The 23,021-nt window shown below is 56.4% G+C and carries 14 protein-coding genes; 11 read left to right on the forward strand and 3 right to left on the reverse strand.

Going from position 1 to position 23,021, the window contains the following annotated elements:
* Window positions 1-55: 55 nt before the first annotated feature.
* Window positions 56-6,304, reverse strand: coding sequence for a right-handed parallel beta-helix repeat-containing protein (locus Fuma_RS06150; RefSeq protein ID WP_158520871.1), 6,249 nt, complete (start codon window positions 6,302-6,304; stop codon window positions 56-58).
* A 902-nt stretch (window positions 6,305-7,206) separates the two neighbouring features.
* On the opposite strand from Fuma_RS06150, the gene Fuma_RS06155 reads away from it, so the two are divergent.
* The gene (locus tag Fuma_RS06155) at window positions 7,207-7,410 is read left to right on the forward strand and encodes a hypothetical protein (RefSeq protein WP_077023359.1); all 204 of its coding nucleotides are present in this window, start codon (window positions 7,207-7,209) and stop codon (window positions 7,408-7,410) included.
* 246 nt (window positions 7,411-7,656) lie between these two features.
* Entirely contained in the window at window positions 7,657-8,631 is a 975-nt protein-coding gene (locus tag Fuma_RS06160) for a hypothetical protein (RefSeq protein ID WP_077023360.1), read from the forward strand.
* 11 nt (window positions 8,632-8,642) lie between these two features.
* Here Fuma_RS06160 and Fuma_RS06165 read toward each other — a convergent pair whose 3' ends face one another.
* A complete protein-coding gene (locus Fuma_RS06165) occupies window positions 8,643-10,202 on the reverse strand; it encodes a hypothetical protein (RefSeq protein WP_077023361.1) in 1,560 nt (519 codons plus the stop codon).
* 414 nt (window positions 10,203-10,616) lie between these two features.
* On the opposite strand from Fuma_RS06165, the gene Fuma_RS06170 reads away from it, so the two are divergent.
* Both Fuma_RS06170 and Fuma_RS06175 read left to right on the forward strand, forming a co-directional pair.
* Window positions 10,617-13,355: a vWA domain-containing protein gene (locus Fuma_RS06170; protein ID WP_077023362.1), complete on the forward strand. Its 2,739-nt coding sequence runs from the start codon at window positions 10,617-10,619 to the stop codon at window positions 13,353-13,355.
* Between the two features lie 71 nt (window positions 13,356-13,426).
* The gene (locus Fuma_RS06175) at window positions 13,427-14,602 is read left to right on the forward strand and encodes a hypothetical protein (RefSeq protein ID WP_077023363.1); all 1,176 of its coding nucleotides are present in this window, start codon (window positions 13,427-13,429) and stop codon (window positions 14,600-14,602) included.
* Here the strand turns inward: Fuma_RS06175 and Fuma_RS06180 are convergent.
* Complete coding sequence (locus Fuma_RS06180) at window positions 14,599-16,125, reverse strand: hypothetical protein (RefSeq protein ID WP_077023364.1); 1,527 nt, start codon at window positions 16,123-16,125, stop codon at window positions 14,599-14,601. The two genes, Fuma_RS06175 and Fuma_RS06180, sit on opposite strands and share 4 nt — an antisense overlap.
* A 413-nt stretch (window positions 16,126-16,538) precedes the next feature.
* On the opposite strand from Fuma_RS06180, the gene Fuma_RS06185 reads away from it, so the two are divergent.
* The 7 genes from Fuma_RS06185 (at window position 16,539) to Fuma_RS06220 (ending at window position 23,001) form a co-directional block, all read left to right on the forward strand.
* The gene (locus tag Fuma_RS06185; RefSeq protein ID WP_077023365.1) at window positions 16,539-18,080 is read left to right on the forward strand and encodes a cadherin repeat domain-containing protein; all 1,542 of its coding nucleotides are present in this window, start codon (window positions 16,539-16,541) and stop codon (window positions 18,078-18,080) included.
* A 279-nt stretch (window positions 18,081-18,359) separates the two neighbouring features.
* Complete coding sequence (gene gap / locus Fuma_RS06190) at window positions 18,360-19,376, forward strand: type I glyceraldehyde-3-phosphate dehydrogenase (RefSeq protein ID WP_077028141.1); 1,017 nt, start codon at window positions 18,360-18,362, stop codon at window positions 19,374-19,376.
* Between the two features lie 439 nt (window positions 19,377-19,815).
* The gene (gene rpe, locus Fuma_RS06200; protein ID WP_077023367.1) at window positions 19,816-20,532 is read left to right on the forward strand and encodes a ribulose-phosphate 3-epimerase; all 717 of its coding nucleotides are present in this window, start codon (window positions 19,816-19,818) and stop codon (window positions 20,530-20,532) included.
* 4 nt (window positions 20,533-20,536) lie between these two features.
* Complete coding sequence (locus Fuma_RS06205; protein ID WP_077023368.1) at window positions 20,537-21,238, forward strand: histidine phosphatase family protein; 702 nt, start codon at window positions 20,537-20,539, stop codon at window positions 21,236-21,238.
* The gene (gene accD, locus Fuma_RS06210; protein ID WP_077023369.1) at window positions 21,235-22,089 is read left to right on the forward strand and encodes an acetyl-CoA carboxylase, carboxyltransferase subunit beta; all 855 of its coding nucleotides are present in this window, start codon (window positions 21,235-21,237) and stop codon (window positions 22,087-22,089) included. The genes Fuma_RS06205 and accD overlap by 4 nt, the downstream gene beginning before the upstream one ends.
* A 262-nt stretch (window positions 22,090-22,351) precedes the next feature.
* Complete coding sequence (locus tag Fuma_RS06215; RefSeq protein ID WP_077023370.1) at window positions 22,352-22,696, forward strand: hypothetical protein; 345 nt, start codon at window positions 22,352-22,354, stop codon at window positions 22,694-22,696.
* Window positions 22,693-23,001, forward strand: coding sequence for a putative 2OG-Fe(II) oxygenase (locus Fuma_RS06220; RefSeq protein WP_077023371.1), 309 nt, complete (start codon window positions 22,693-22,695; stop codon window positions 22,999-23,001). The genes Fuma_RS06215 and Fuma_RS06220 overlap by 4 nt, the downstream gene beginning before the upstream one ends.
* Window positions 23,002-23,021: the final 20 nt, after the last annotated feature.

A 23,021-nucleotide genomic window follows, 5' to 3' on the forward strand; every position in this document is an offset into this window, starting at 1 on the left:
ACCCTTTCAGAGCGTTAGCTCTAATCGGCTGGCGGGCCGTCCCGCCCTCGTCTGCTTATGGCAGGAACGGAGCGAACTGAATGTTCGGGAACAGTGGGTCAGCCGCACCTCGGATGTTGAATCCACCGGTTGCGAATGCTCCGTCGATGTCCTGAGTGATGCCGAAGTTGATGAACGCGTTGTTCGGATTGTCCAGGTTTGGACCGTCGTCGATTTGGAAGAACGCTGCATCACGATCGGTGACACCGGCCAGATCTGTTGGCGTGAAGCCAAGCACGATTTCCTTGAGTGCATCTCGGTTCCGGTAGCTCGCACCATCAGAGCTGAGCGAGATTTGGTTACCAGAGTTGCCGACGAATCGCATGTCCAGTTGAGCGGTATCGTCATGGTAGATCGCGTCGAAGGTCAAGTCGCCGGAATCGTCCACAGAGTCAAACGTGTTGCCGAAGGACAGGAAGGATTCGGTCCGCACATCTTCTTCAAGGTTGCCGCCAAACGTGTTGTTCTGGATGTCAGCTGCGAGGTAGGCTCCCGTTCCGATTGACAGAACAAGCCCTTCACCGGTGACTGTGCCGACTCCGTTGTTCTGCACAGTGTTACCCGTAACCGTCAGGAAGGAGTTCTGAACAGTACGCAGGTTTAGGAAGCCGCGTTCGCCGTCAGGTGCTTCATCCGCAAAGGCCGCCTTTCCGCCAACAGTATTGTTGTTGTCCTGTTGGAATTGTGGCTGTGCAGGATCATAGAAGGAGAAGCCTTGAGGTCTGTCGTTAGCTGGGTTAAACGGTGGGTCCGGGAAGGGGAAATTCGCAAGGTAAGTTAACCGACTTTGGTTCATGTCAGTATCAGCTCGGAAGAAGATACCTTCGGTTCCGTTTGATGCGATCTCGTTGCCGGTCAAAGTGATTCGTACCGGGTCAAAGAACGACTGATTGAACTCACGATCGCGTTCGCCAGCAGCTCCGTTCAGCAGCAGGTTAACACCGCGTTCGCTGTTTCGCGTGATCTTGTTATCGGTGAGTGTCAGCTGGACGATTGGTCCGGATTCCGTCACACCATTGGAGAAGGTCAGCCCGTCACCGTCATCGATGTCGGTGTCGAGGTTGGCTGGATCTCCGCCGTATCGAGTACTGTCATCCGTACCGCCAGCGATGTTCATGCTGACGCCATCGCCACCGTTGCCTGCTGCCACGCCATCTCGTTCTCCGCCAATCAGGTTGTTGGAGATCGTGATGATTGGGCGAGAGACGTTCAGCCCCTGACCAGCGGCCGCGATTGCGATGCCGTCGTCCTGGTTGTTCTGAATGAAGTTGCCGTCGCCTGCTGCACCGCCGACGATGAGTGTACTTCGTGAACGGTCGAAGACGTTGAACTGAATACCGTCGCCGTGAGCGACATCAATATTGTCGTTGCTGCCGTCTTCACCGGTATCAAGAACACCGTTGCCGTTGATGTCTTCGCCAGCGTCCAGAACTCCATTGCCGTTGTTCGCCGGATCTTCGACGGCACCTGCAATGTTGTTGAGGATGTTCGTCTTGGTGACTCGCACGATTGCATCCGACGTTCCGCTGGAATCCCAGCGAATTCCGTTACCACCAGCCGTTGTACCGTTGCCACTGATCGTCGTGGTTCCGGTTCCGGAAGTAATCAGGACGTCTGATGCTCCTCCGGTGGTCGTGATGTGAATACCATCGCTGCCGTTGTTAGAGAAGCTTGAATCTCCGTTGGTGTTCAGAGCAGCGTGAGCTCCCGTAGAACCCGGCGTGCGGTTGCTGGTAATTTCAGCCAGCACGCGCGAACTCTCCGTCGCGTTGATGCTGATACCGTCGACACCGTTGCCGGTTGCCGTGGTGCCTGCGATCAATGTGCGACGTCCCGGTGGCAACCCATCGGTTGGGTCGCCGAACGATGAGTTCTCCGACGTCGTGATTTCAATACCGTGCTGAGCGTTATTCGTTACGACGTTGTTCGTACCGTCGGCGAGCAACTGAGCGTCACCGCGGACTCGGAACAGAGCTCCGTTAACACCGTTATTTGTGAACAGGTTGTTGTCCCAGTTCACCGTGTTGATCGTTCCCGACATCGGCTGGTTAGGATCATTCTTGTCGTTGCCCTGCACATCAACCCGCAGACCGCTGCCCGCGTTGCCGCTGGAGGTCACGTTGCTGATATTGGCAGTCAACAGCGAAGAATCTGTACGACGCAGGTAGATCCCGTCGCCATCAGTCAGGGGATCAGCACCGTCGGTCGTACCGGAGATCGTGGAATTCGACAGGTTGAAGACACCTTTTGCGGTGCCAGCAACACTGAAGCCGATGCCAACGTTGCCGTTGCCGGTAATGGTGTTGGCCTGATCAGACGTCCCGCCCACGGTCAGGTTGACCAGGTTGTTGGTCGCTCCGCCAATGTTGGGGCCAGTCATGCTGGACACGATTCCGCCACCAGTATTGTTGGAAATGTCGTTGTTGCGAATAACAGCGTCAATTTGGCCAGTCGTTGAAGCACTGACATTACTGATTAGCTCAATACCAATGCCGCCATTGCCAGTGATGGTGTTCCCGGTGATGACGCGATCTGGTGTGGTTCCGAAGTCAATCACGCCACCGTTTTCGACGTACAGAGAAGCTCCGTTACGACCGTTGTCGGTGATCTGGTTGTTGATCAGATTGCCGTGAATAACCCCGCCGTTGGAAGCGAGAGCTCGGAAGCCGTCCAAATCGTTATTACTGATCGTGTTGCCTTGAGAGAAGACGTCGCCACGATAAGTGTTGGTGCCGGAGCCACCGATGGTGTTGTCGGCGTCAATAAAGGCGTTGCCGTCAGCAGCCAGTCGAATACCGTGACCACCTCCATTTGTGATGGCGTTACCCTGAATCGTAAGGCCTTCAGCTCGAGCATTGTCGCTCATGCTGACGTTAATGCCATGTTCAGAGGCACCAGTGATGGTGTTGTTGTTGAAGGTTGATGGCAGCAGTTTTGAGTCGCCGGTCGCGTTGATGGCGATTCCGTTTCGCGTTTCTGCTCCCGCCGTTCGTAGTCCAACAGAGTTAATCAACTCCTGCACGGGGAACACGTTGAAGGGAGCCTCACCCGCCAACTCGCCAGGGTTCTGTCCGGAGTAAGCAAATTCGTGAGGTTCGATGAAGGACTGAATCCCTGCGTCGATCGCCCCGGTGCTCATGACTGGCGTTTTGCCTGTTGAAGTCACGGATCCGGCAACACCGATGTGTCGCAGTGCGATCGTGTGTCCGATTTCGTGAGATGTTGTACCGGCGATGGCTTCACGAGTGGCCGTCAGATTCCCTGACGTCAACGCCAGCCTGCCCCACTCGGTAGATTTTTCGGGATTGAACCGAGGCCCGTCTGCTCCGTCAGGCAGAGTCAAAGCTCCCGGTGGATTTACGAGCGAATCGATTACAAGAAACTGGTCAGTAAACGTCGAGGCGGCCACACCACCGAGTGCTTGCGGTGTGATTCCGTCGATGTATACATTTGGGCCAACGCCATTTCCATCGCGAACGTTGCCGATATTGCCGGCGATCCCAAGCAATCCGCCTAGGTTCTGATTCAAGTCACCCAGGCCGATGACGTAGTATTCCGTTGCTCCATTCGACGGAGCAACACCGGAGTCTCCGATCACAAAGTCGATGTCCAGTTCCTGTCCGGCAGGGATTGGACTATTGGGGTCTATGTCCTGCGTTGGAATGTCACGATAGTGTGACTGAACTGTTTCCAGAATTGCGTTTGTTACGAGATCGAAGTCCGTTGCGGCAAATCCGAAATTGGTGACGTCGAAGGTGTTCATCTGGAAGCCAAAGAAGTCAGTCAGCGGTGCCTGGCCAGGATCAATAAAGTCCAGCACAAAGGTCAGACCTGGGTCTCCACTTCCGCCGGAAACCGTGTTGAACAGAGCATCGATTTGAGCGGTCGCCGTGTCTTTCAGATCAGTCGCAATACCTGCACCGTTGTTTCCGATAAAGGTGTTGCCCAAAGCTTCATTCGGACCGCCAATATCGAAGACTCCGCTGCTGTCGTCTTCTCCGAAGATGCACAAGCCCGCGATGGTGTTGTTATTCATTGTGTTTAACACGATGCCCTGATCCAACAGCCCATTGCCGTTCAGGTCTTCACCCGGATCGATCAGGCCGTCGCCGTTCAGGTCTTCTGAGACAGCTCGGAACGTGCCGCCATTCAGGTAGTGCAGGAACGCTCCGTTTTCGAGGTTACTGCTAAACGTGTTGCCCGACATGCTGGCCAGATTAAACGTGGCCGCATCAGAGCGAGCTGAGAACCCGTTGGTGGTGTTGCCGGTGCTGGTGTTGTTCTGCACAACAGCGTTAACAGTTGAACCCGCCTGAGCGTTAACTGCGATACCTTCGCCACCATTGGTGACCGTATTGCCAACAATACCGGTTTGAGCAACCGCACCGCCGGCTGAGTTTCCGTTCGGGTTGTCGGCGTTCACAGTGGAATTTGGTCCCGCTGTCACGCTGATGCCAACCGTTCCGTTGTTCGTCGCGATGTTGTTGCGAACAAGCAGATTCGTCATGCTGCCATTGGCAGTGGTCAGAACAAGTCCCGACATGGCCACGCCGGGCAGCCCGTCTGCGTTATTCTCATCGAAGATAATGTCACCCGAAGCGTCCTGCAGATTCACAGCCGTTTCGTAGTTGGTGAAGGTGTTCATCACGATGTTCGCGTCCGTGATTGGCAATGGATTGCTTATCCCGGTACCAAAGGCCGTCATCGCGGTGTTGGATGCATCGATACGCAATCCGACCACTGAGTTCTGGTTTGCCAAACGAATGACGCTGTTGCCTGCGATCATGTTTGGATCAGACACCAATGGTCCGAGGCCTGTCGCGGTGTCTTCGCCGGGAATGATAAAGTCCATCCCGCCATCAGAAAACAGAGTGAAGTCTTTTGTGGAAGACAGCAGTACCTGACAGTCGAACAGATCGATGCCGCCCGGCACGGTCAGGTTCTGGCCGGTGTCGTCTCCGCGAGGATCAATGCGAATGACGTCGATGCCGGCGTTGTTGTTGGCAGCGGCGTACTGCAGGTTCGTGTAGGGATTCTCAAGAGTACCCAGTCCGTTGCCGCCGTTTTGCGTACTGGTGCTGTCTGGATCGACATACACAAAGTGGTACGCTCGGCCCTTGTCCTGATTGACAAGTGCTTCCAGTACGTTGATCTGATCGATGTTGGTGTGAACCCGATTGCTTCGCTGTACCGGATCCGGCAGGCGATCTCGCACGCTGCGAGGCTGCAGGATGGCTCTCTCGCGGTAGTTCGGAATCGAATATGAAACGCTCACCCAGCTATTAGTGCCGAAGGTGTCGTCTGTCGTGTAGTTCATGTTTACTGTGGCAGATTCGGTGACCAACAGTTCCCATCGAGCCGAAAAGCCGAGTGCTTCGTGGCCCATGTCGTTGTCCAGCCAGTAACCACCCAGATACATGTTGGCTCCGCGACGGCCGAGTACCGGCAGTGGGCCGCCGATTTCCCAGTCTGCACCGGAATAGGCGTTGTCGCGAACCTGGTTGCGAACTCGGAAAACGCTGTTACCACTCAGTGACAGGTCACCGACAAGCTGGTCGTTTAACAAGACGGAGTCGTCACCCGTCACGCGGTACCCGTTGGCTCGGAAGTCGATGTACTTGCCGAGAGATTCCACACCGAAACCGACTCGGTTCCATGTGTTGTTGCCTCGACCGTCATCAATATCGCCAAACACGTTCCAGCCGAAGATGCGATTGCGTGAGGCATCGTAGTTACGCCACACAGCACCGAAGTTGTAGACAGCTCGTTCATCGTTGGTGACAGACGCAGACAGGTCGGCCATCAATACCGACGAGCCGGGTACCACATGATAAGGAAGCTTGGCGTTAAGAGTGTGATAGCCCTTGTCAAAGCCCAGACCGTCGTCAATGTTCGATTCGAACATCAGCTGTGGCCCGAACAGTGGGGTCGCATTTGGACGGCGTCCGAGCACAGGGGCTTCGGTCACTGCCGCACTGCGTTCGAAGTAGGGCGAATAGTCCAGATGCTGGTACATAGGCGAACCGCCGACTTCCGTCGGGATTCCCTGTGCAGGCATCATGCCCTGGTGCCTCGGCATACTCTGATGCATGGGCACACCCATGCTTTGAGTAGGCGCACCGGTGGCGCCGGGGTTGCCTGCCAGAGGCGGTAGAGCGTCCTCCGGCATGGGCACCGGCGGCGGTGGCACCGGAGCGGAGGCTGAGCCTGCAGATTCCGGCGGTACCGGTGGCGGGCCATTGGGCGAAATTTGTCCTGCAGTCATGCGAACAACGCCAGTCTGATCACCAACCGACACATTGGCGGCAGCAAGCAGCGCGAAGCAGCTAAGGGCAAGACTACAAGAAGCTAAAGAACGATTCGTTTTCATCGGTGGTTCCGATCGATCCGAAAAGGCAGACTGTACCGGTTATTCCGGCACTATCGGTTATTCAGTTCGATCGGAATTCCACCCCCTGTGGGTTGAGTTAAAATATGACGGTTGTGTGGATCGTTCGGAATACACCAGTCTTGCGGACGGCCAAAGCGTTCAAAAAGCCTGCAATTTACGGTGCGAACGTCGTCGACGGCCAATTGAGCGTCTGACGGCGAGATTAGCGATCACATAAATTGGCCGAACGAGGCCAGGACCGGCAGTTTCGGCGCGAACAGCCGGTGCTGCACGAAGGCTGTTTCGTCGGTGCGCTACCTTCAGCGTCACGGCCGCAACGGCGAATTCTACGTTCGGCCAGCCATTGGTCCTGCTGGCATCAGCCACAGCTATATGAAAGGTGCGCAGCGTTGAGATCGGAAACCGCGGGGTTTTACTCGTGCATCGCTCAAACCGCGGCCACACACCTCGCTTGCAATTGCGCAAGGAGCTATTTGGGTAGTAAATAGTGCTCACACGACCGGATTCCGGCTGAGAGCCGAAGGAATCTCTTCCACGTTTGAGTTCGCCGGATCACGTAGCGTAATCCGTGAGGTCGTCCTCAGATTGCCGGAGTGTCCGATGCGATTTTGTTGTTGCGACTGTCGGCAAGCCCCGCCTGTTCGTCCGATCCGTGAATCCAAACGTGCAGTCGCCGCGGTCGAACGTCCGAAACTGGTCAGTGCAGGAACTGCCGTTTCGCGCCGCGTAATCGGCCCTGCACCAGGTACACTCACTTTGATAAGGATGGAAGGGTCATGGACTTCACTTCAATGCTTTCCGACGATCAGATCGCAATTCTGGGCTGCTTCGGAGCTCTTGCTGCCTGCGGCCTTGTTGCCGCGATCAGCTTTCACTTTGGCCCGGCGGGCAAGAAATCTGAGATCGAAACAGGCAAGCCGATCCGTATCAAAGTCGGCCGCAAACCCACCGAAACCATCGAAGAACGCCGCGCAGCTTAGAAGCTGGTGCCGTGCCCGTCATGAATTGAGGTGTGCCACTGGCGTTGCCAGTGCCTTACGGTGACGAAAACACTGGCAACGCCAGTGGCACACGAATCCTCAAGATCATGCTGACACAGCACTGGTTGGCACGAACTGGCTGGGCGAGTCTTGTGGTAAGGTGGTTTGTCGCGTCATAATGGCCGTTTGATATGCTTTGTCGCAGGATTGCCGCGCCGCCTTACTTCGTCAGAACCCAAAATCGCTATGCCACGTCATTTTCGCATTCTGCAGCACGCCGGTGCAGGTCTACAACGCGTTCTTGTCATCCTGTCTGCTGTGCTGCTGACACTTCCGGTGCCAGCCGTGGCGGAAGACGAAGTTGAATTCGCGGATCTGTCAGCTGAGACGATGATCGTGTACGCTCGGGCGAATCGAGCGATCCAGGACCTGGACGTTTATCTGCGAGCGACCGGGTACGAAAATCCAGCGTTTATTGGCATGAACTACTTCGGTGTGTCAGTCGGTGGCATCGACGCGATTCGTGATCTGCAGGAGAATCGAGGCGTCGACCCGGAAACATTCGCGGCTCTGTACGCTGGTTTCGCGGTTCCCGCCGTGGCGAAGCACTTAAACCTGAAGAAGTCGACCAACGCCAATGGTCGACTGGAACTGAAGATCGATGCGTTGGACGGTCGGCTGCGATACAAGGGAGCCGTCGTCAGGCTTTATAGTCCGGAAGATCTACGCCTTCTGTTCGAACGACGCGACGCATTCCGCACAGAATCTGAACGTGTCAGGCGCCGAGTCTTCTCTGACTACGTTTTCAGTCGACGCCGCGCCGTGGGCGGTCTGGGTTCCGGCGGTCAGTTGACGGAAGTCGACGATTTAGACGAACGGTATACTCGACTGCAGCCGCTGTTGATTGAACTGGAAGAAAGCCTTCGTCGAGACGCGTCGGCCTCTTCTGTCATCGCGGGACTCAGCAGCCATCACTACTTCAGCCTGTCTGTCGGCGGTCTTGATGTTGTGTCTGACCTGCAAAATCGCAAGGCGGTCGACCCGGAAACGTTTGGAGCCATCTACGCTGGCAAGATCGCTCCGGACTACGTCGAGGACTTCAAGATCACGGCCGACAACCGGATCCTGTACCAGGACGCTCAGGTCAAAATGTATTCGCCCAAGACGCTGGAAAGCTGCTTTAAGCAACGCGAAACGCTGGACCTGCAAATCGCCAAGTAGGGCGATCATTCCTAACGCGCTGTGGGCGAACCGGACTCAGCGGCTGTTTTGAGCACTCCCGGGCTCGGCCGTGTTTCCACGACTGTGATCTGCAATCTTGCAGTCTGCGGGAATTCCAGTTGCAGCGACCGAATCTGATCGACGGCCGCGGCAATGGCGAAGGACGTTCCCGCTAAGCTTAGCGATTCGCCCGTTTCGCCGCTTGCTTCCAACTGATTAACAGCATGCAGTCGGTACGCCGTTAGTTGCCCCAGCGTCCAGTCGCGAAACATTTCAGCGAAGTCGCGGCCGGTGAGGCGTTCCAGAGGCTGTGGGTGCTGCATGGCGGTCGCAACCAGCCGGCTGAGATCTGTGGGCGACCGACCGGACAGTGCTGACGCCACAAACGAACAACCGGCTGCTCTTGAAGGGCCGCGTCGAGTGGCCAGCAACGACGCATTGTCGGGCTGCACGACGGGGAAGTGGTTAGGGTGTCGATGGAAGTCTGCAAACCGCTTGCGCAGATTCGGGCTGTCCGGGCAAACTTCCAGTTCAACGATGTGAGCCACTGCTTCATTTAGCCAGTTCGGCATACCCGCGTGGCGTTCGGGGGATTGTGCGGCGACAGAAAACACGGCGGCGTGAGTCAGTTCGTGAGCCAGCACGGCCTTGAGTTGTTGCCGGTTGGAAATGCGGCTGTCCAAATAGACGGCGTCGCCTTCGAATGGGCTTAGCGGTTGCAGAAAATCGGACTGCCGCACGCAGCCTCGAATGGGCTCCTGCGGATCATCGGCCAACCAATTGTCCGAAAGTTCGCACAGGAGAATGCTAAGTCGCCCATCGTCGTCGACGTCGACAATCGGTCCGATCCGTGATTCCACGTGCCGCAGTATCCCGCCTTCGACCATTTCGACGATAGTTTCCGCCAGCTTGCCAAGGCTGATTCTGTCAGGGGAGTCCGGATCCAGCGAATCGACCTCGGCGAAAACCGTCACGCGGCTGCTGGCGGCCAGTGCGGAAGCCTGAATGTATCGGTCGAAACTGCGTTGTTGGTAAAACCAAGGCGCTCGAAACCGGCGGACCTTGTTCGGAAGCGGCGTGCCTGTGACGTTTGTTTCTGAAATCCGGCGGAATGCGTTGTCGGCGGCCGGTTGCGGAGCTTGCGTCGTCAGCGAAATGAACGCGGGCGAGTGAGATGCGTCTGCGTCACTTTGCGTAATATGAGCGAAGTCGCACACCGCCTCGACCTTTGCGACTGGCGTAACAGCGTTCGTGGCCCCGTCTGTCCAACTTAGCCGCAGGTCGTGGAAACCTGCGGATTGGTCAAGACTGGCAAGAATGACGGTCGCGCCGGATGGCACGTTAATAGTCACATTGTGTTGCGTAACCGGCTGGCTCAAACCGTAAGTCGGCCGTTTTGCAGTCACGCTGCCTCTGGCGGCATTTGTCGCAGAAGCCTGAGTTTGGAGAGCAGACGGCGCCCCCTTAATTGCAGACGTGGTAGCAGGCGTCTTACGAAGCAGAAACTGCCGAACGGTGCCGGACGCGACAATCGCCACAATCAGGCACCAAAATGCCGCGCGCCCCCGCATGCGTGTCGCTCCCCGTTCGTCCCCGTCATCCCCCAGCGCCCGTAGGCGTCAATTATTGGATCGAATCACTTGTCGCAGCGTCTTGACTCGATTGTGTGGAAAGCGGCGACTTTGCCGTTGTGTTGCGTTGCGAAGACATGGAAACGACGCGGACATTTTTGGCTCACAGAAAGCATGGGGATAGCACCCATTCTGGCGCGAAATCCTAAGGCTGTGACTTTTCCAAACAGTCGATGTCGTCCAGTCATCTCGCGCCGACCTGCCAAATCACCGTCCGGCAGGCGGAATTTGCCGGGAATTCCTTTCTCAAACGGCCGACGACGGATATATCATGGTGTGCGCAACCCGATTGCCATGCGGCGCGGCCGCGCATCACGTTGTCAGTTTCGATTCGGATCACCGAAAGGTACTTTTATGCGGTTTCATGGAAACACAGCCATCCGCTGCTTCCTGCTGAGTTTTGCAGGGCTAATCGCCGCTTCGTCCGCCGTTGCTGGCGACGCTAAAAACGCGGACCTGGTGATTCGCCACTTCCCACAAGAAAACGGAACTCAGTATTCCGCGTTGGCCGTTCGGCCTTCACAACTGGCAACGCAGCCCGTTCGCCGACACATTGTGGTTGTGGACACGTCCGCGAGTCAGATCGGAACCGCGCGACAGTCGTCACTGGCACTTGTCTCCGACGTGCTGTCTCAACTGGCAAAGACCGATGCTGTTCGGCTGTACGCCATCGACGTCCAATGCGAACCACTGACGCAAGGCTTCGTGGCAGTCGGTTCTTCGGAACTTCGCGCGGCCATCGACGGACTGTCACTGCGAACGCCGCTCGGCACAACCGACCTGGCAAACGCTTTGAACGCTGTCGTCGCTGACGCCAACGGACAACCGACATCGGTGCTGTACATCGGTGACGGCATGTCCTCCAACCGCATTTCGCTAAACGAACTGGCAAAGTTTGCTGGTGAGCTGCAGACTAAGAACGTCGCATTTCATGCGGTTGTCTTAGGACCGAAGACCGGGCACGAGCTACCTAACATTCTGGCCAACCTGACCGGCGGTACAGTTAGCAATGTGAATCATGGCAAGGAAACTCCCGCTGGTGCGACCGTCGCTGCCGCATTGGCGATCGCTCCTGTCGAAGTGACTCGACTTCTTCTTGACCGCACTCCTGTAAAAACAGCTGGCAACAAGTCGATCATGGTGCGACCAGATCGCCACACGATTGTACTGACCGAACAAGCCATTCCGCAGTTTCGAACACTGACGGCTGTTACGGCCGATGACAAGGCATTCACGATTGCCGGTCACCAGGCTCAGCGAATTGTCGCGGGGGCGGAGTTGCGTCACCTGACTGCCTGGACGAAGGAATCAAACGGAATCAACGTGCCGACGGTCGACCTGCCTCAACTGGTCGCGGCCGGCGAACAGTTTGCAGGTTCAATGGAACAGTCAGTCGAAGCGGCCGAATTTCTGGCAGCTCGCGGCCGAGTTCTCGAAGCGACCCGTATCGCACAGGCGGCGGCTCGCATGGACGATTCGAATCCGCAACTTCGCAAAATTCTGATCTCATTACCGCAACCACCGGCCGCAGACGAACAACCTGCGTTCCCCAACTTCGACGATCCAGCGCCGCAGCCTGCCGAAGCGGACGAGGCAGCAACGCCGGAGAGTGTAATCTCGCCTGCACTGGAAGTTCCGGACACGCCCAATACCAACCCAGGCAACGACGGCTTTGGTGGCGCACCGGGTGCAGATTTGAGTGAACTGGATGAGGCGGCGCGAAAGATCCAACTGCAGTCTCAACTGCTGAAGGCAGAAACGGACGCGGCTATCGATCAGGCAAACCGACTAAGTGCAGAAGATCCGGACTACGCGACGAACACACTGAAAGATGTGCTGGAAACGATTCAGACGTCTCAAAACATCAGCCCGGACGTTCGTAGCGAACTGCTGCGACGCGTGTCCAATGCTCTTAGCGGGATAGAAACGGCTCGCGAAGTCATGGCCCTGCGACAGAAGCAAATTGCCCAGGACGAAGCCATTGCTCAGTCGATTCAACGTCGTCTTGAGGATGTTGATATTGAAGAACAGCGTCTGGCAATTCAAATCGAAAAGATTCGCGGACTACTTGACCGAGCTCGACACGGCGATCGCAATGCTTACGAAGACGCCGAGTTCGAATCTCGCGTGACACTTGACCTGAAGCCAGGCAGCGGCCCGGCTACTCAGGCGTTAGTGATGTCGGAAGCACTTGGTCAGTTAGACAAGGCCTATCGTCTTGTGAATCTGCGAGCCGACCGGTTTCTGGAAACACTCTATCAGGTGGAACTGTCTCATGTGCCGTTCCCGGACGAGCCACCAGTTCAGTATCCGCCAGCCGACGTATGGCGAGCCCTGTCTTTAACTCGAATTCCTCGCTACGAATCGTCTGACCTGCGAACGGAAGCTCCCGTTGAAAAATGGCTGCGTCAGATGCTGGATAAGCCAGTGCGAAATCTTGACTTCCAGGGCGGCGTGCCGCTGAGTGAAATTCTGGAAAACATTAGCACGTACTTCACCGCAACGTACGGAACGGGTGCTGGCGAGTTGGGTACTGACTTCCAGATGTCGTTCGAAACAGACCGCGGCGAACTCGGCATTGTCGGCATCGACAGTCTGGAAGACGTGATCATCTCAGACATCAGCTACGACGGCATGACACTGCGTAACGCATTGAAGTTGATCTTCGCCCAAACACAGGACGATCAAAAATCGCTTGCTCCCGAACCACTGACTTATGTGATTCAGAACGAAGTGATCATGATCACGACCGTCGCAAAAGCAGAGTCTGAAGACAACCTTGTGACTCGCGTTTACCCGGTTGCGGACCTCGTCTACGCCCCCAGCCTGCACAACATGCTTGGCGGTGGCGGACTTGGCGGTGGTCAGGGTGGCGGCCTCGGCGGCCAGGGCGGCGGACTCGGTGGTCAGGGCGGTGGCCAAGGTGGGTTTGGCGGTGGCGGCGGTCAGGGCGGCTTCGGCGGCGGTGGTGGCGGTGGCTTCCAGAGTATTCCTCCAGAAGTTCTGCACGCTGTCGACAACGTGAAAAAGAACGGCATCACCACAGACGCTGTCAAAGACGTCAAAAAAAAACCGATCCTCAAGCTGAAGTAGGGATTCGGACCTTTCCAAAACCGCAAGTCGTTGATCGGACGCGACAACAGTCGAGCGTCGAACGACTGCGGTTGAACGGAAATAACTATCAGTCGGGTCACAGCGGAGAGGGCTTCCGAAAGCAGGCCCTTAGCCGTGATTCCAAACGGCCTAACCGGCCACGTTTCACGCCTGTCGTTTTCCAGCAGGAAAAGCCAGCCGAAACCGCGCGCGACGCAGAAGACACGGCTCGCGCGAATGCCTTAATCAAACAGGTTGCGGCCAGTTCAGATCCCGCGCCGCTGGCGTGGAATAAAGCGTTTGCCGGGCAGCGGTTCGGCAGTTCAACGCTAGCCACTGCCTGTGAAATTTTGCACGGTCGTGAAAAGCACGACATGGTCGTCGAATGTCTGCTGGCCGCCATCCGTAACGACCACGCGCAGCCGTGGATGTACGATGTCCTGGCGCTCGAAATGCAGCTTGCAAAACGACCGCAGAATGAGCAGGACCGCGTCCTGTTGTCGCGGATCGATTTTGCAGACGGCGACGAACCTCAGATGCTGCTGACGGCCTCGATGCTGTCGCGATTCGGAGCGTACGAACAGGCCATTCGCGTCTGTCGCGAAGCAACGAAACGTAATCCGTGGCAGTCGGCAACATGGGGTATCGCACGCAGCATTGCCGACCGAAGCAAAGACCCGCAAGCCATAGCGTGGGCGCAGTGTGGTACGCTCACGTACGTTTGGGATACCAATCACGCGGCTGAACACGCAGCAGCCAAAACCGTACTGACAACACTGATCGAAGAACTTCAATCCAGTAATCAGACCGAACTGTCGCAGCAGATCCAGCGTCAACTGCAGACCGCTCTGATCCGCGACATGATGATCACCATCACATGGGCCGGCAGCGCAGATCTTGATCTTTCTGTGATCGAACCGGGCGGGCAAACGTGTTCTTATCGTTCGCCGCGAACGTCGAATGGAGGCCTGTTATACCAACAGGGATTCGGCGGCAGTGGTGTAGGAACTGGCAACGCCGATCGGCAAACGGAGCGATACGTTTGCGTGATTGCACCGGCCGGAGACTACCGTGTCCGCGTTCGCAACGCCGCAGGGCGATTGATCCTGGGCAAAGTGCAGTTGCGCGTGACTCGCCACGCCGGCACCGACCGCGAAAAGACCGAAACGCGATTGTACGAAGTTGGTGACAAGGGTGTTGAAATCCGAGTCCCACTTAACAACGGCCGAGCGATGAAGAAGAATTAGTGCTGCGACTTCGGGGCTGGTGCGAATTCGAAGGCCGTTCGCGGAGTAATCTGAGGCGTCGGCTCAATCGCTAAAACGGCGGGAAGTACGCTGCGACCAGCCATCAGCTCGCGTCGGTGTTCCTGCAGTTCAACAAGCCCCTGACGGGCTTGGCCATTATTCGGATTGGCAGCGATGGATTGCTCAAGATATCTGGTGGCCTGGGACAACGCACTGTTGTAAAGGATTCGCCCGACTTCCAGGCGAGCCGTCGATTCGTCGGCAAAGTTGCAGAACAGGGCGTACGCTTCTTCCGCTTGTCCCGCGCTGGCAAGAGCTTCTGCCAGAAGCAGCTGGAGCGATTCGTCTCGCGGTCGAACATCGGTGGCGGCTCGAAAAATTGCCGCAGCCTGTGACCATTCGCCCTGGTCCGAATACACAGACGCAAGGTGTTCTGCCAGGCTGGGATCTTCGTGAACAAGCCTCGTCAAACGCTGCAGCTTCGCATGTTCGGCAGACGCTGAACGGCCGACGCTGGCTGGTTGTTGAAATTCGGCAGGGACATCAAGCAGGCTCAGGTTGCTGCTCGGTTCTGATACGACAAGACACTGAGGCAGTTGTTTTTGCAGTCGTTCGAGACTTCGTGAAGTGACCGCTGTACCGACGAGGTTTAGTCCTCGCAGCGACTTCATCCGCACGATATGTTCGACGGCTTCGTCGGAAACCTGAGTGTGATTCAGGAGCAGATACTCCAAGTGCTGAAGCGATTGAAGTTGGCGCAATGCGTCATTGGTCAATGCCGTTCGTCCCAGATCCACTAAGCGCAAAGACGTCAGGCCGACAAGCTGGGCGACTCCCGCATCGGTGATGGCAGTTCCCTTCAGCTTTAATGAATACACTTTCGGCAGCTTTAGAATATCGCTCACAGCCGCATCGGTGATGTCGGTGCCCGTCAAATCGAGCTCAGTCGTATCAGCGAAGAACTGCAACAGAGAACTATGTCCATCGTGGAATGGCCGGTACGCCAGATCGATCTTTTGAACACGATCGTCAGCGTCGCGAGTCAGAACAGCGCCCATGTCTTGCAGATATATGCTGGCTTCCGAAGCCAGCGCAGGAAGGGAAGCTGTCGTTGATTCGGATTCGGCCTCTGGTTGTTCGTCTGGTTGAGTCGCCGTCAAACTGTCGGCAGGCGGCAGTGGCTGTTCGAATTCGATTGAGTCGTCGGCAACGGCTGGCAGGGTTGGGATATCGTCACTCACGGCGAATGGCTGCAGCGGAGGCAGTTCCGGTACAGCGTAGTCTGGCGTGGGCGTTGGCACCTGCGCAAGCTGCCGAGTTGGCGTGGGGCGATGAACCGCGTGCCTGCGGCGCGCATTGTGGTTGTCGCTCTGACATCCGGCAAAGGCCAGAGTCAGCAGCAAACAGCTAACGCAGCGATTTCTTAGTCGAGACATCAGAAGGTACCAGTTCTTAACTTCACGGTCGCTGCCGCCACAGTGCCGTTCGACCGCCGACTTGCTCTGTATTTTGAAATCTGCCATCAGATTTCGCCAACGCTTTGGCGAGCGCCGTGTTCAGGCTTCAACATCGGCAGACGACGCATGGCCGTTACCGTTTGATCATTTCGCATTGCTATCGTCTATCGCCAACATCGGCCGCAGATAGCGACGAAAAAGCCACGCCGCTCCAAACCGGAACGCACGGGACCGGTGACGACCTAAGTTGTTATGTGACTTTGTCGACGACCACTGTTGCCCGGTCCGCACTTCACAGATCAATCCAACTTGAGCGAAATCGAAACGCAGTCATGGCTGTCACACGTAAATCGTCCGTCAAGCGTCCTACAGTCCATACAACTGGTATAGTAATTCCCCAAAGGAGGGTTCTCCTACATGTGGGTGGGCGTCAGGGGGCCGAATTATTGGCTTTCCCTGGTCGGCAATTGCTTGCACTGATGCTGACAGTGCTGTTTTTTGCGTTGCCGCACGCGCTATTCGCGACCGATGCGGCGTCGTGGGACGAGGACGAGGCCGTTGGCGTTGTGCTACCGACCGATGTGGCCGCCGACACGGTGGTGCTGCGGGAATTGTGGGATCCGCGATTGTTCGAGAACTTTCAAATCGAACACGAGTGCCTGGAACCCGCATTCCAGATCGACAGCAACACCGGCACAGTTACCGTCCTGCCACATACCAGCTTTGAAGGCGGGGCACAGTTTCGCTTCACCGTTTCTGCTCGACGGCGACTGCCAGCCAGAAACGACCAGACGCTTGCGAAGGGACCGTCCCTGGATAGTGACTTTCAGCAGTCTCTGATCGAATCCGGCGTCAATGTCCACGACATTCGTCGGCTGCAGCGCGTGCGGGTTTCGCAAAGTGTCGCCGTTTTCATTCAGGCACCTCAGAAGCAACGACCAGTCAGCACAGATGCACCGCCGACTGGCGTGAGCGTCTCTGACAAGAAATTGGTCAACAACGTTGCGAACGCTCCAACGGATGCCGCTGATTCAGAGACTTCAGAGGATCATTCCATTGAAACAGAAATGGCGGCCGTACCATTCACGCTGTTCGATTATTTCCCGAATCCAGACGTCGAGCCCAGCGTTGGGGAAGAAGAAATAGCCGAGGAAGAACGATCGCCTGCCCTGGCGGCGCCTGCCACGGCAATGGAACACAACGAGTTGCCTCAAAGTGTCACCAGCCCGCCGGAAGAACCGAGCGTTGTCGCTGCGTCCGCCGTTGAAGCCGCCGCGGAGGCAGAAATTCCGATCACTGAATGTGCTGTTTCCGGTGTGCACGGCGAGGGCGTGCAATCGCTCGAACGCACTGGGCACGCTCGCTATCTGCCATTCCTCGCCTGCTGTGTTCTGACCGCAGTTTGCGGCTTTGCGGTTCGAAGGGCGATCAATGAGGCGGCGCCCCCCGGGGATTTCCCTCCCTCAATGCTGCAAAATTCGGTCGACGATGCACCGCCTGAAACTTCGCGTGACGCACATGACGCAGATGAACTCACGGATTCCACCCTGTTGGAATTGTTTCTGACGCCAGACACCAAAGCGGCGGGCCACGGTTCAACGGCGGCAGCTGCTTTAAATGCGACATCCGAACAGTCCGCGACGGTGATGACGCCCTATTGGTCATTCGACGAACAACAGACTGCTCGCGATTCGCGGCAGGTGCTACGAGACACGTCACGGCTGTTCCGAGATATTTCCCGACAGGCGGCAGCGGATGCCGTTTCGTCGGCTACGTTGTACCGATCGCCAGGGCGAAAACTTCGCATTGCCGTGCTTTCCTCGCTGACGGCCACCAGCCTCGGCATCGCCATCTGCAGCATGCTCGGCATCGTGGAATGGAATCTGGTCAACAAGCTGCTTCTGGCTGCCACACTGGTTTCCGCTGCCGAATACCACGTGTTCGCTCAACGGTGGAGGCGGCAGACAGCGTCGGAAATGAGCTGGAAAGACGGCGCGCGCACGAAGATTTTTCCTGAATAGCCCGCCTTCACACCCAAATTCGACCGCATCGCTCGTGGCTTCTCAAAGTAGACGACTGTTTGCCGTCCAGAATGAGAAAACCGGCCGCGGGTTCGGCAGAGCTTGCATTGCCGTTGGTGCTCGCTAGGATTCCGCCTCACAGACCTGTACTGCGTTGCATTGCGCGCCGATGAGGCCAATTTTTCTGGCTTTTTTGAAAGCAGCGTCTGTTGCAACGGCTTGGTGTCGTTGTCCTGTCAGTCAGTTTTCATGTCGTTTACTGTGTCGGAGTCACAAAACATGTCACTTAAGGTTGGTATTAACGGTTTTGGTCGAATTGGTCGTATCACGTTTCGAGCGCTCGCGTCTCGGCCGGACGAATTTGAAGTTGTCGCCATCAACGACCTCGGCAAGCCTTCCGATCTGGCCAACCTGCTGAAATACGACAGCGTTCACGGCCGTTTTCAGGGAACTGTCGAAACCGACGGAACGGACCTGATCGTCAATGGAAAAACGATCAAAGTGTGTGCGGAACGCGATCCTGGCAATCTGCCATGGGGCGACCTTGGCGTAGACGTGGCTCTGGAATCGACCGGTTTCTTCACCAAGCGAGCCGCTGACGGCAAACCTGGTTTCGATTCTCACCTGAAAGCCGGTGCTCGCAAGGTTGTGATCTCTGCTCCAGCAACAGATCCGGACCTGACCGTTGTTCTGGGTGTCAACGACAACCAGTTGACTGCTGATCATCAGTGCATTTCTAACGCAAGCTGCACAACAAACTGTCTGGCTCCAATGGTGAAAGTGCTGAACGAAAAGTTCGGCCTGCAGCATGGTTTGATGACGACTGTGCATGCTTACACCAACGACCAGAAAGTGGCCGACCAGCTGCACAGCGATCCTCGCCGTTCGCGAGCTGCTGCGATCAATATCATTCCGACCTCAACCGGTGCAGCGAAAGCTGTCGGTCTGGTTCTTCCGGAAGTGGCTGGCAAACTGACCGGCTATGCTCTTCGAGTTCCCGTGCCAACCGGCAGTGCAACGGACCTGACAGCTGTGTTGGGCAAAGACGTTACGGCTGAAGACATCAACGCCGCAATGAAGGCTGCCGCAGAAGGTGAATTGAAGGGCGTGATGGAATACACGACCGACCCAATTGTTTCCAGCGACATCATTGGCAACACTCACAGCTGCATCTTCGACGGTTCGTTCACGAACGTTGTCGGTGGCAACATGGTCAAGGTCCTGGGCTGGTACGACAATGAATACGGCTACTCAAGCCGCACAGTAGACCTGATCAAGAAGATCGCCAGCCTGTAATCGAACTGAAATCGCCCTGTACGTGGGACAAGGCACTCAAGACCTCGTTCTGCGTTCAGTGCACGAAAACCCAGGAAACGCTCGTGAATCCATTTCACGAGCGTTTTTCCGTAAAACGTCACTGCCACGGATGGCGGCGCGTGCACGAATGTATGCAAAAAACAAGCGAATTGCTGGGCAATCGGCTACTCTGAAAGCTGCGGAACGCTCTTTCTGCGATCCCGTCGTTTCTCAGGGCGAGCCATCGTCCAACTTTGTGAAGTTTTGTGCCAAATGAGGTTAAAAACGGGGTCGCGGCGTATAAACATGCGAATTCCATTCAGCGATCCCGTGGAAACTCATGCAATAACTGCGTTCGGCTGGACTTGATTTGGCCATCGCGTGAAAATACCGGGCTTCCATTCCGGACCTTCATCCGCCTGATTCTTTGGCGAGCTTTATGTTATCAAGACAAAAGATGCTGCAGCATCTGAGGCAACACCGACCGGTGATCGCCCCATCGATGCTGAAGTGCGACTTTGGAAATCTGCAGGCCGAGGTCGATCGCATCGATGCTGCGAATCTGCCGCTATACCACTGGGACGTCATGGATGGGCACTTTGTTCCCAACCTGTCCTACGGAGCGATGTTGATTGCTGCAACTCGCAAACGCACATCGACGCCATTTGACGTGCATCTGATGATCTCCGACCCGGCCGCGTATGTTGATGAATACGTGAAGGCAGGTTGCGAAGCCATTACCTTCCATCTGGAAGCGGTGCCCGAACCACGCGAGCTACTGCAGGCAATCCGAAAACAGGACGTCGTTGCCGGATTGGCCATCAATCCGAACACGCCATTCGAAGCCGCTGAGCCGTTTCTGCAGGATTGCGATTTGCTGTTGGTGATGAGTGTGAATCCGGGATTCGGCGGGCAGGCATTCATGCCTGAGGTCCTTCCTAAGATTCAGCAGGCTCGCAAAATCGCGGGCGACGAACTCTTGATTTCCGTGGACGGCGGCGTTGCTGCCGAAACAATATCTGATTGTGCAGTTGCAGGAGCAGACATCTTTGTCGCAGGCAGTTCCATCTTCGACCATGACGATTACGGGATCGCTGGTGCACGGCTGGTCTCACAAGCTGGCAGCCACGTTTCGGCCACCGCGAAAGGGAGTTGAAGGTATGTCAACCATCGTTTTAATTCGCCCTGGATGCACCGACTACGACGAACAGTCGCGGCTATTGGGTGCTTTAGAAATGCCCATGAACGACGCCGGTCTGGCTCAGGTGCAGAAGATTATTCGGCATCTTCAGCAGAATGAGGTGAAGCTCGAGGCTATTTTTGCGTCACCATTCGACCCCGCCAGCAGCACAGCTCGCGCGATTGCCGAATCGCAGCCAGGCGCCAAAGTCAAAGAACTGGAAGAACTTAGAAACGTCGATCAGGGCTTGTGGCAGGGACTTCCTGAGGCCGATGTACGAAAACGTTACCCGCGCGTGTTTCGCAGCGGGCGGGAAAAGCCGCAAACGATCTGTCCGCCCGAAGGCGAATCGTTAAACGATGGCTGCGAACGCATCCAAAAGGTGCTGAACAAGGGCATTCGCAAATACGATGTGTTTGCCGTGGTCGTGGCTGACCCGATTGCCACTGTCATCCGTTGCACCTTACAGGATCGATGCCCAACGGTGGCGTCCTGTTTGTGCGGCGAAGATGACCGGCCTGCTGTCGAAGTGTTTCAGGCCGAATCGTTTGACTTCAATTCTTTTTTGAAATCCGAACAGTGCAGTGACCCCGCCCCCGTCACCACCGACGCTGTGGCGGTAACCGCTGCGACAACCGGCTCAGATCAGGCCGACTCGGGCACTCAGGAATCTGCATCATGACGACAACAGACAAAACCGGACAGCGGTCCTGGCTGCAAGATATGAAACGACCAAAACGAGGCGTCCCGGAAGGTCTTTGGCTGCGATGCGATGGTTGCAGTGCCACTGTCTTTCGCAATCAGGTCGAAGAAAACCTGAATCTGTGCCCGGAGTGCGACCACCACTTTTACGTCTCGACGGCCACACGCATCAAGCAGCTTCTGGACCCGGACAGTTTTGAAGAATGGTACGCTGACCTGATGCCCGGCGACCCGCTGGGTTTTGCGGATCGCAAACCCTACAAAGAACGACTCGCCGCCGAACAGAAGCGCACCGGTATGACCGACGCCTGCACGGTTGGTCGAGGCTACATGCGAGGTCGACCGTTGGTGTACGCGATGACGGATTCGGCGTTCATCATGGGCAGCATGGGCTCCGTGGTCGGCGAAAAGTTGTGCCGTGCCGTCGAGCAAGCCACTGAGAAATCACTCCCGTTGGTCATCGTCAGCGGCTCCGGCGGTGGAGCTCGTATGCACGAAGGCATTATCTCGCTGATGCAGATGGGAAAAGTCTCCGCCGCGCTGGCACGCTTCCGCAAGGCTCGAGGATTGTTCATCTCGGTACTGACCAATCCCACGATGGGTGGCGTGGCCGCCAGCTTCGCGTCTTTAGGCGACGTCGTGGTGGCGGAGCCGAACGCATTGGTTGGCTTTGCGGGGCCACGAGTTGTGCAGGCGACCTGTAAGATCGATCTTCCTGACGGCTTTCAGACCAGCGAATTTCTGCTGAAGCACGGTTTCATCGACCGCATCATCCACCGTTCGCAGCTACGCACAGAACTGGCTCGCATCATCGACTACTGCGCGCACTAACGACTAATTCTGTCGGCGGCCGCTGCTTGATTGCTTGCATCCGTAACAGTCCTGAATCCTCGACGTAGCCGCAACGGCGACCGTTTGGGAGAGTCCCAGCAAGCCCACGGTAGCGCGTCGGATGGCAACAAGGTGAAAGCCGCGCTTGCTGGTTGGTGGTGACCTACTTCCATGCACGCGTCTCCTGGACATCCGAGGCTGAGACCGTTCATCACTGCTGAGGGACAAGCCGTAGCTCCTTCAGGCTCAATGAGACGTCGCAATGGATGATGTTGAAAAACTTCGCCGGTTAAGTAAGTACGAAGCGCAGGATGCGGTTTTGTTTCGCGACGGTGACGCCGAGGCGATGGAGTTTTATTCTCCGTTCGGTCCGCTGATCGGGCGAACTCAGGTCACCCTTCACCTGATCGATCATGTTAACGATCATGTCGAAGACATCCTGCCGTCCGACCGTGGGACTGAGCTGCTTTTGTCTGAAGAATTCTGTCTGTCAGGTGGCGACGATTCACTGCATGAATGGGTGTCCAACCAAGTCCGTCGCTACGTCGCTGGTGTCGAACGCGAAGGCAATGTGCGGATCGGCATGGATCACAGTGCTGGGTCGTGAATCAGTTTTCCGAAACCGCCAGCCCAATGCATTTTCATAGCGGCGATATTTCCGGCGTCATGTACCTGAAAGTGCCGGCGATCGAATCGGGACACGAACAGAAGAACTATATTTCCGGTCGCAAGGCTGGCTACATCAACTTTCTCATCGGCGGCAAGCAGCGGTTCGCTCGATCACTCATCAGCTTTCGTCCTGTGGTCGGTAATTTTTTTGTCTTCCCTGCATGGCTACTGCACGGCGCTGAGCCGTTTCAGGGTTCCGGAGTTCGCCGCAGTCTGGCATTCAATGCGAGTGTGCATGAATAGCCAGACGCAGACGGCAAAGC

The sequence above is a fragment of the Fuerstiella marisgermanici genome, from assembly GCF_001983935.1.
Classification (GTDB): Bacteria; Planctomycetota; Planctomycetia; order Planctomycetales; family Planctomycetaceae; genus Fuerstiella; species Fuerstiella marisgermanici.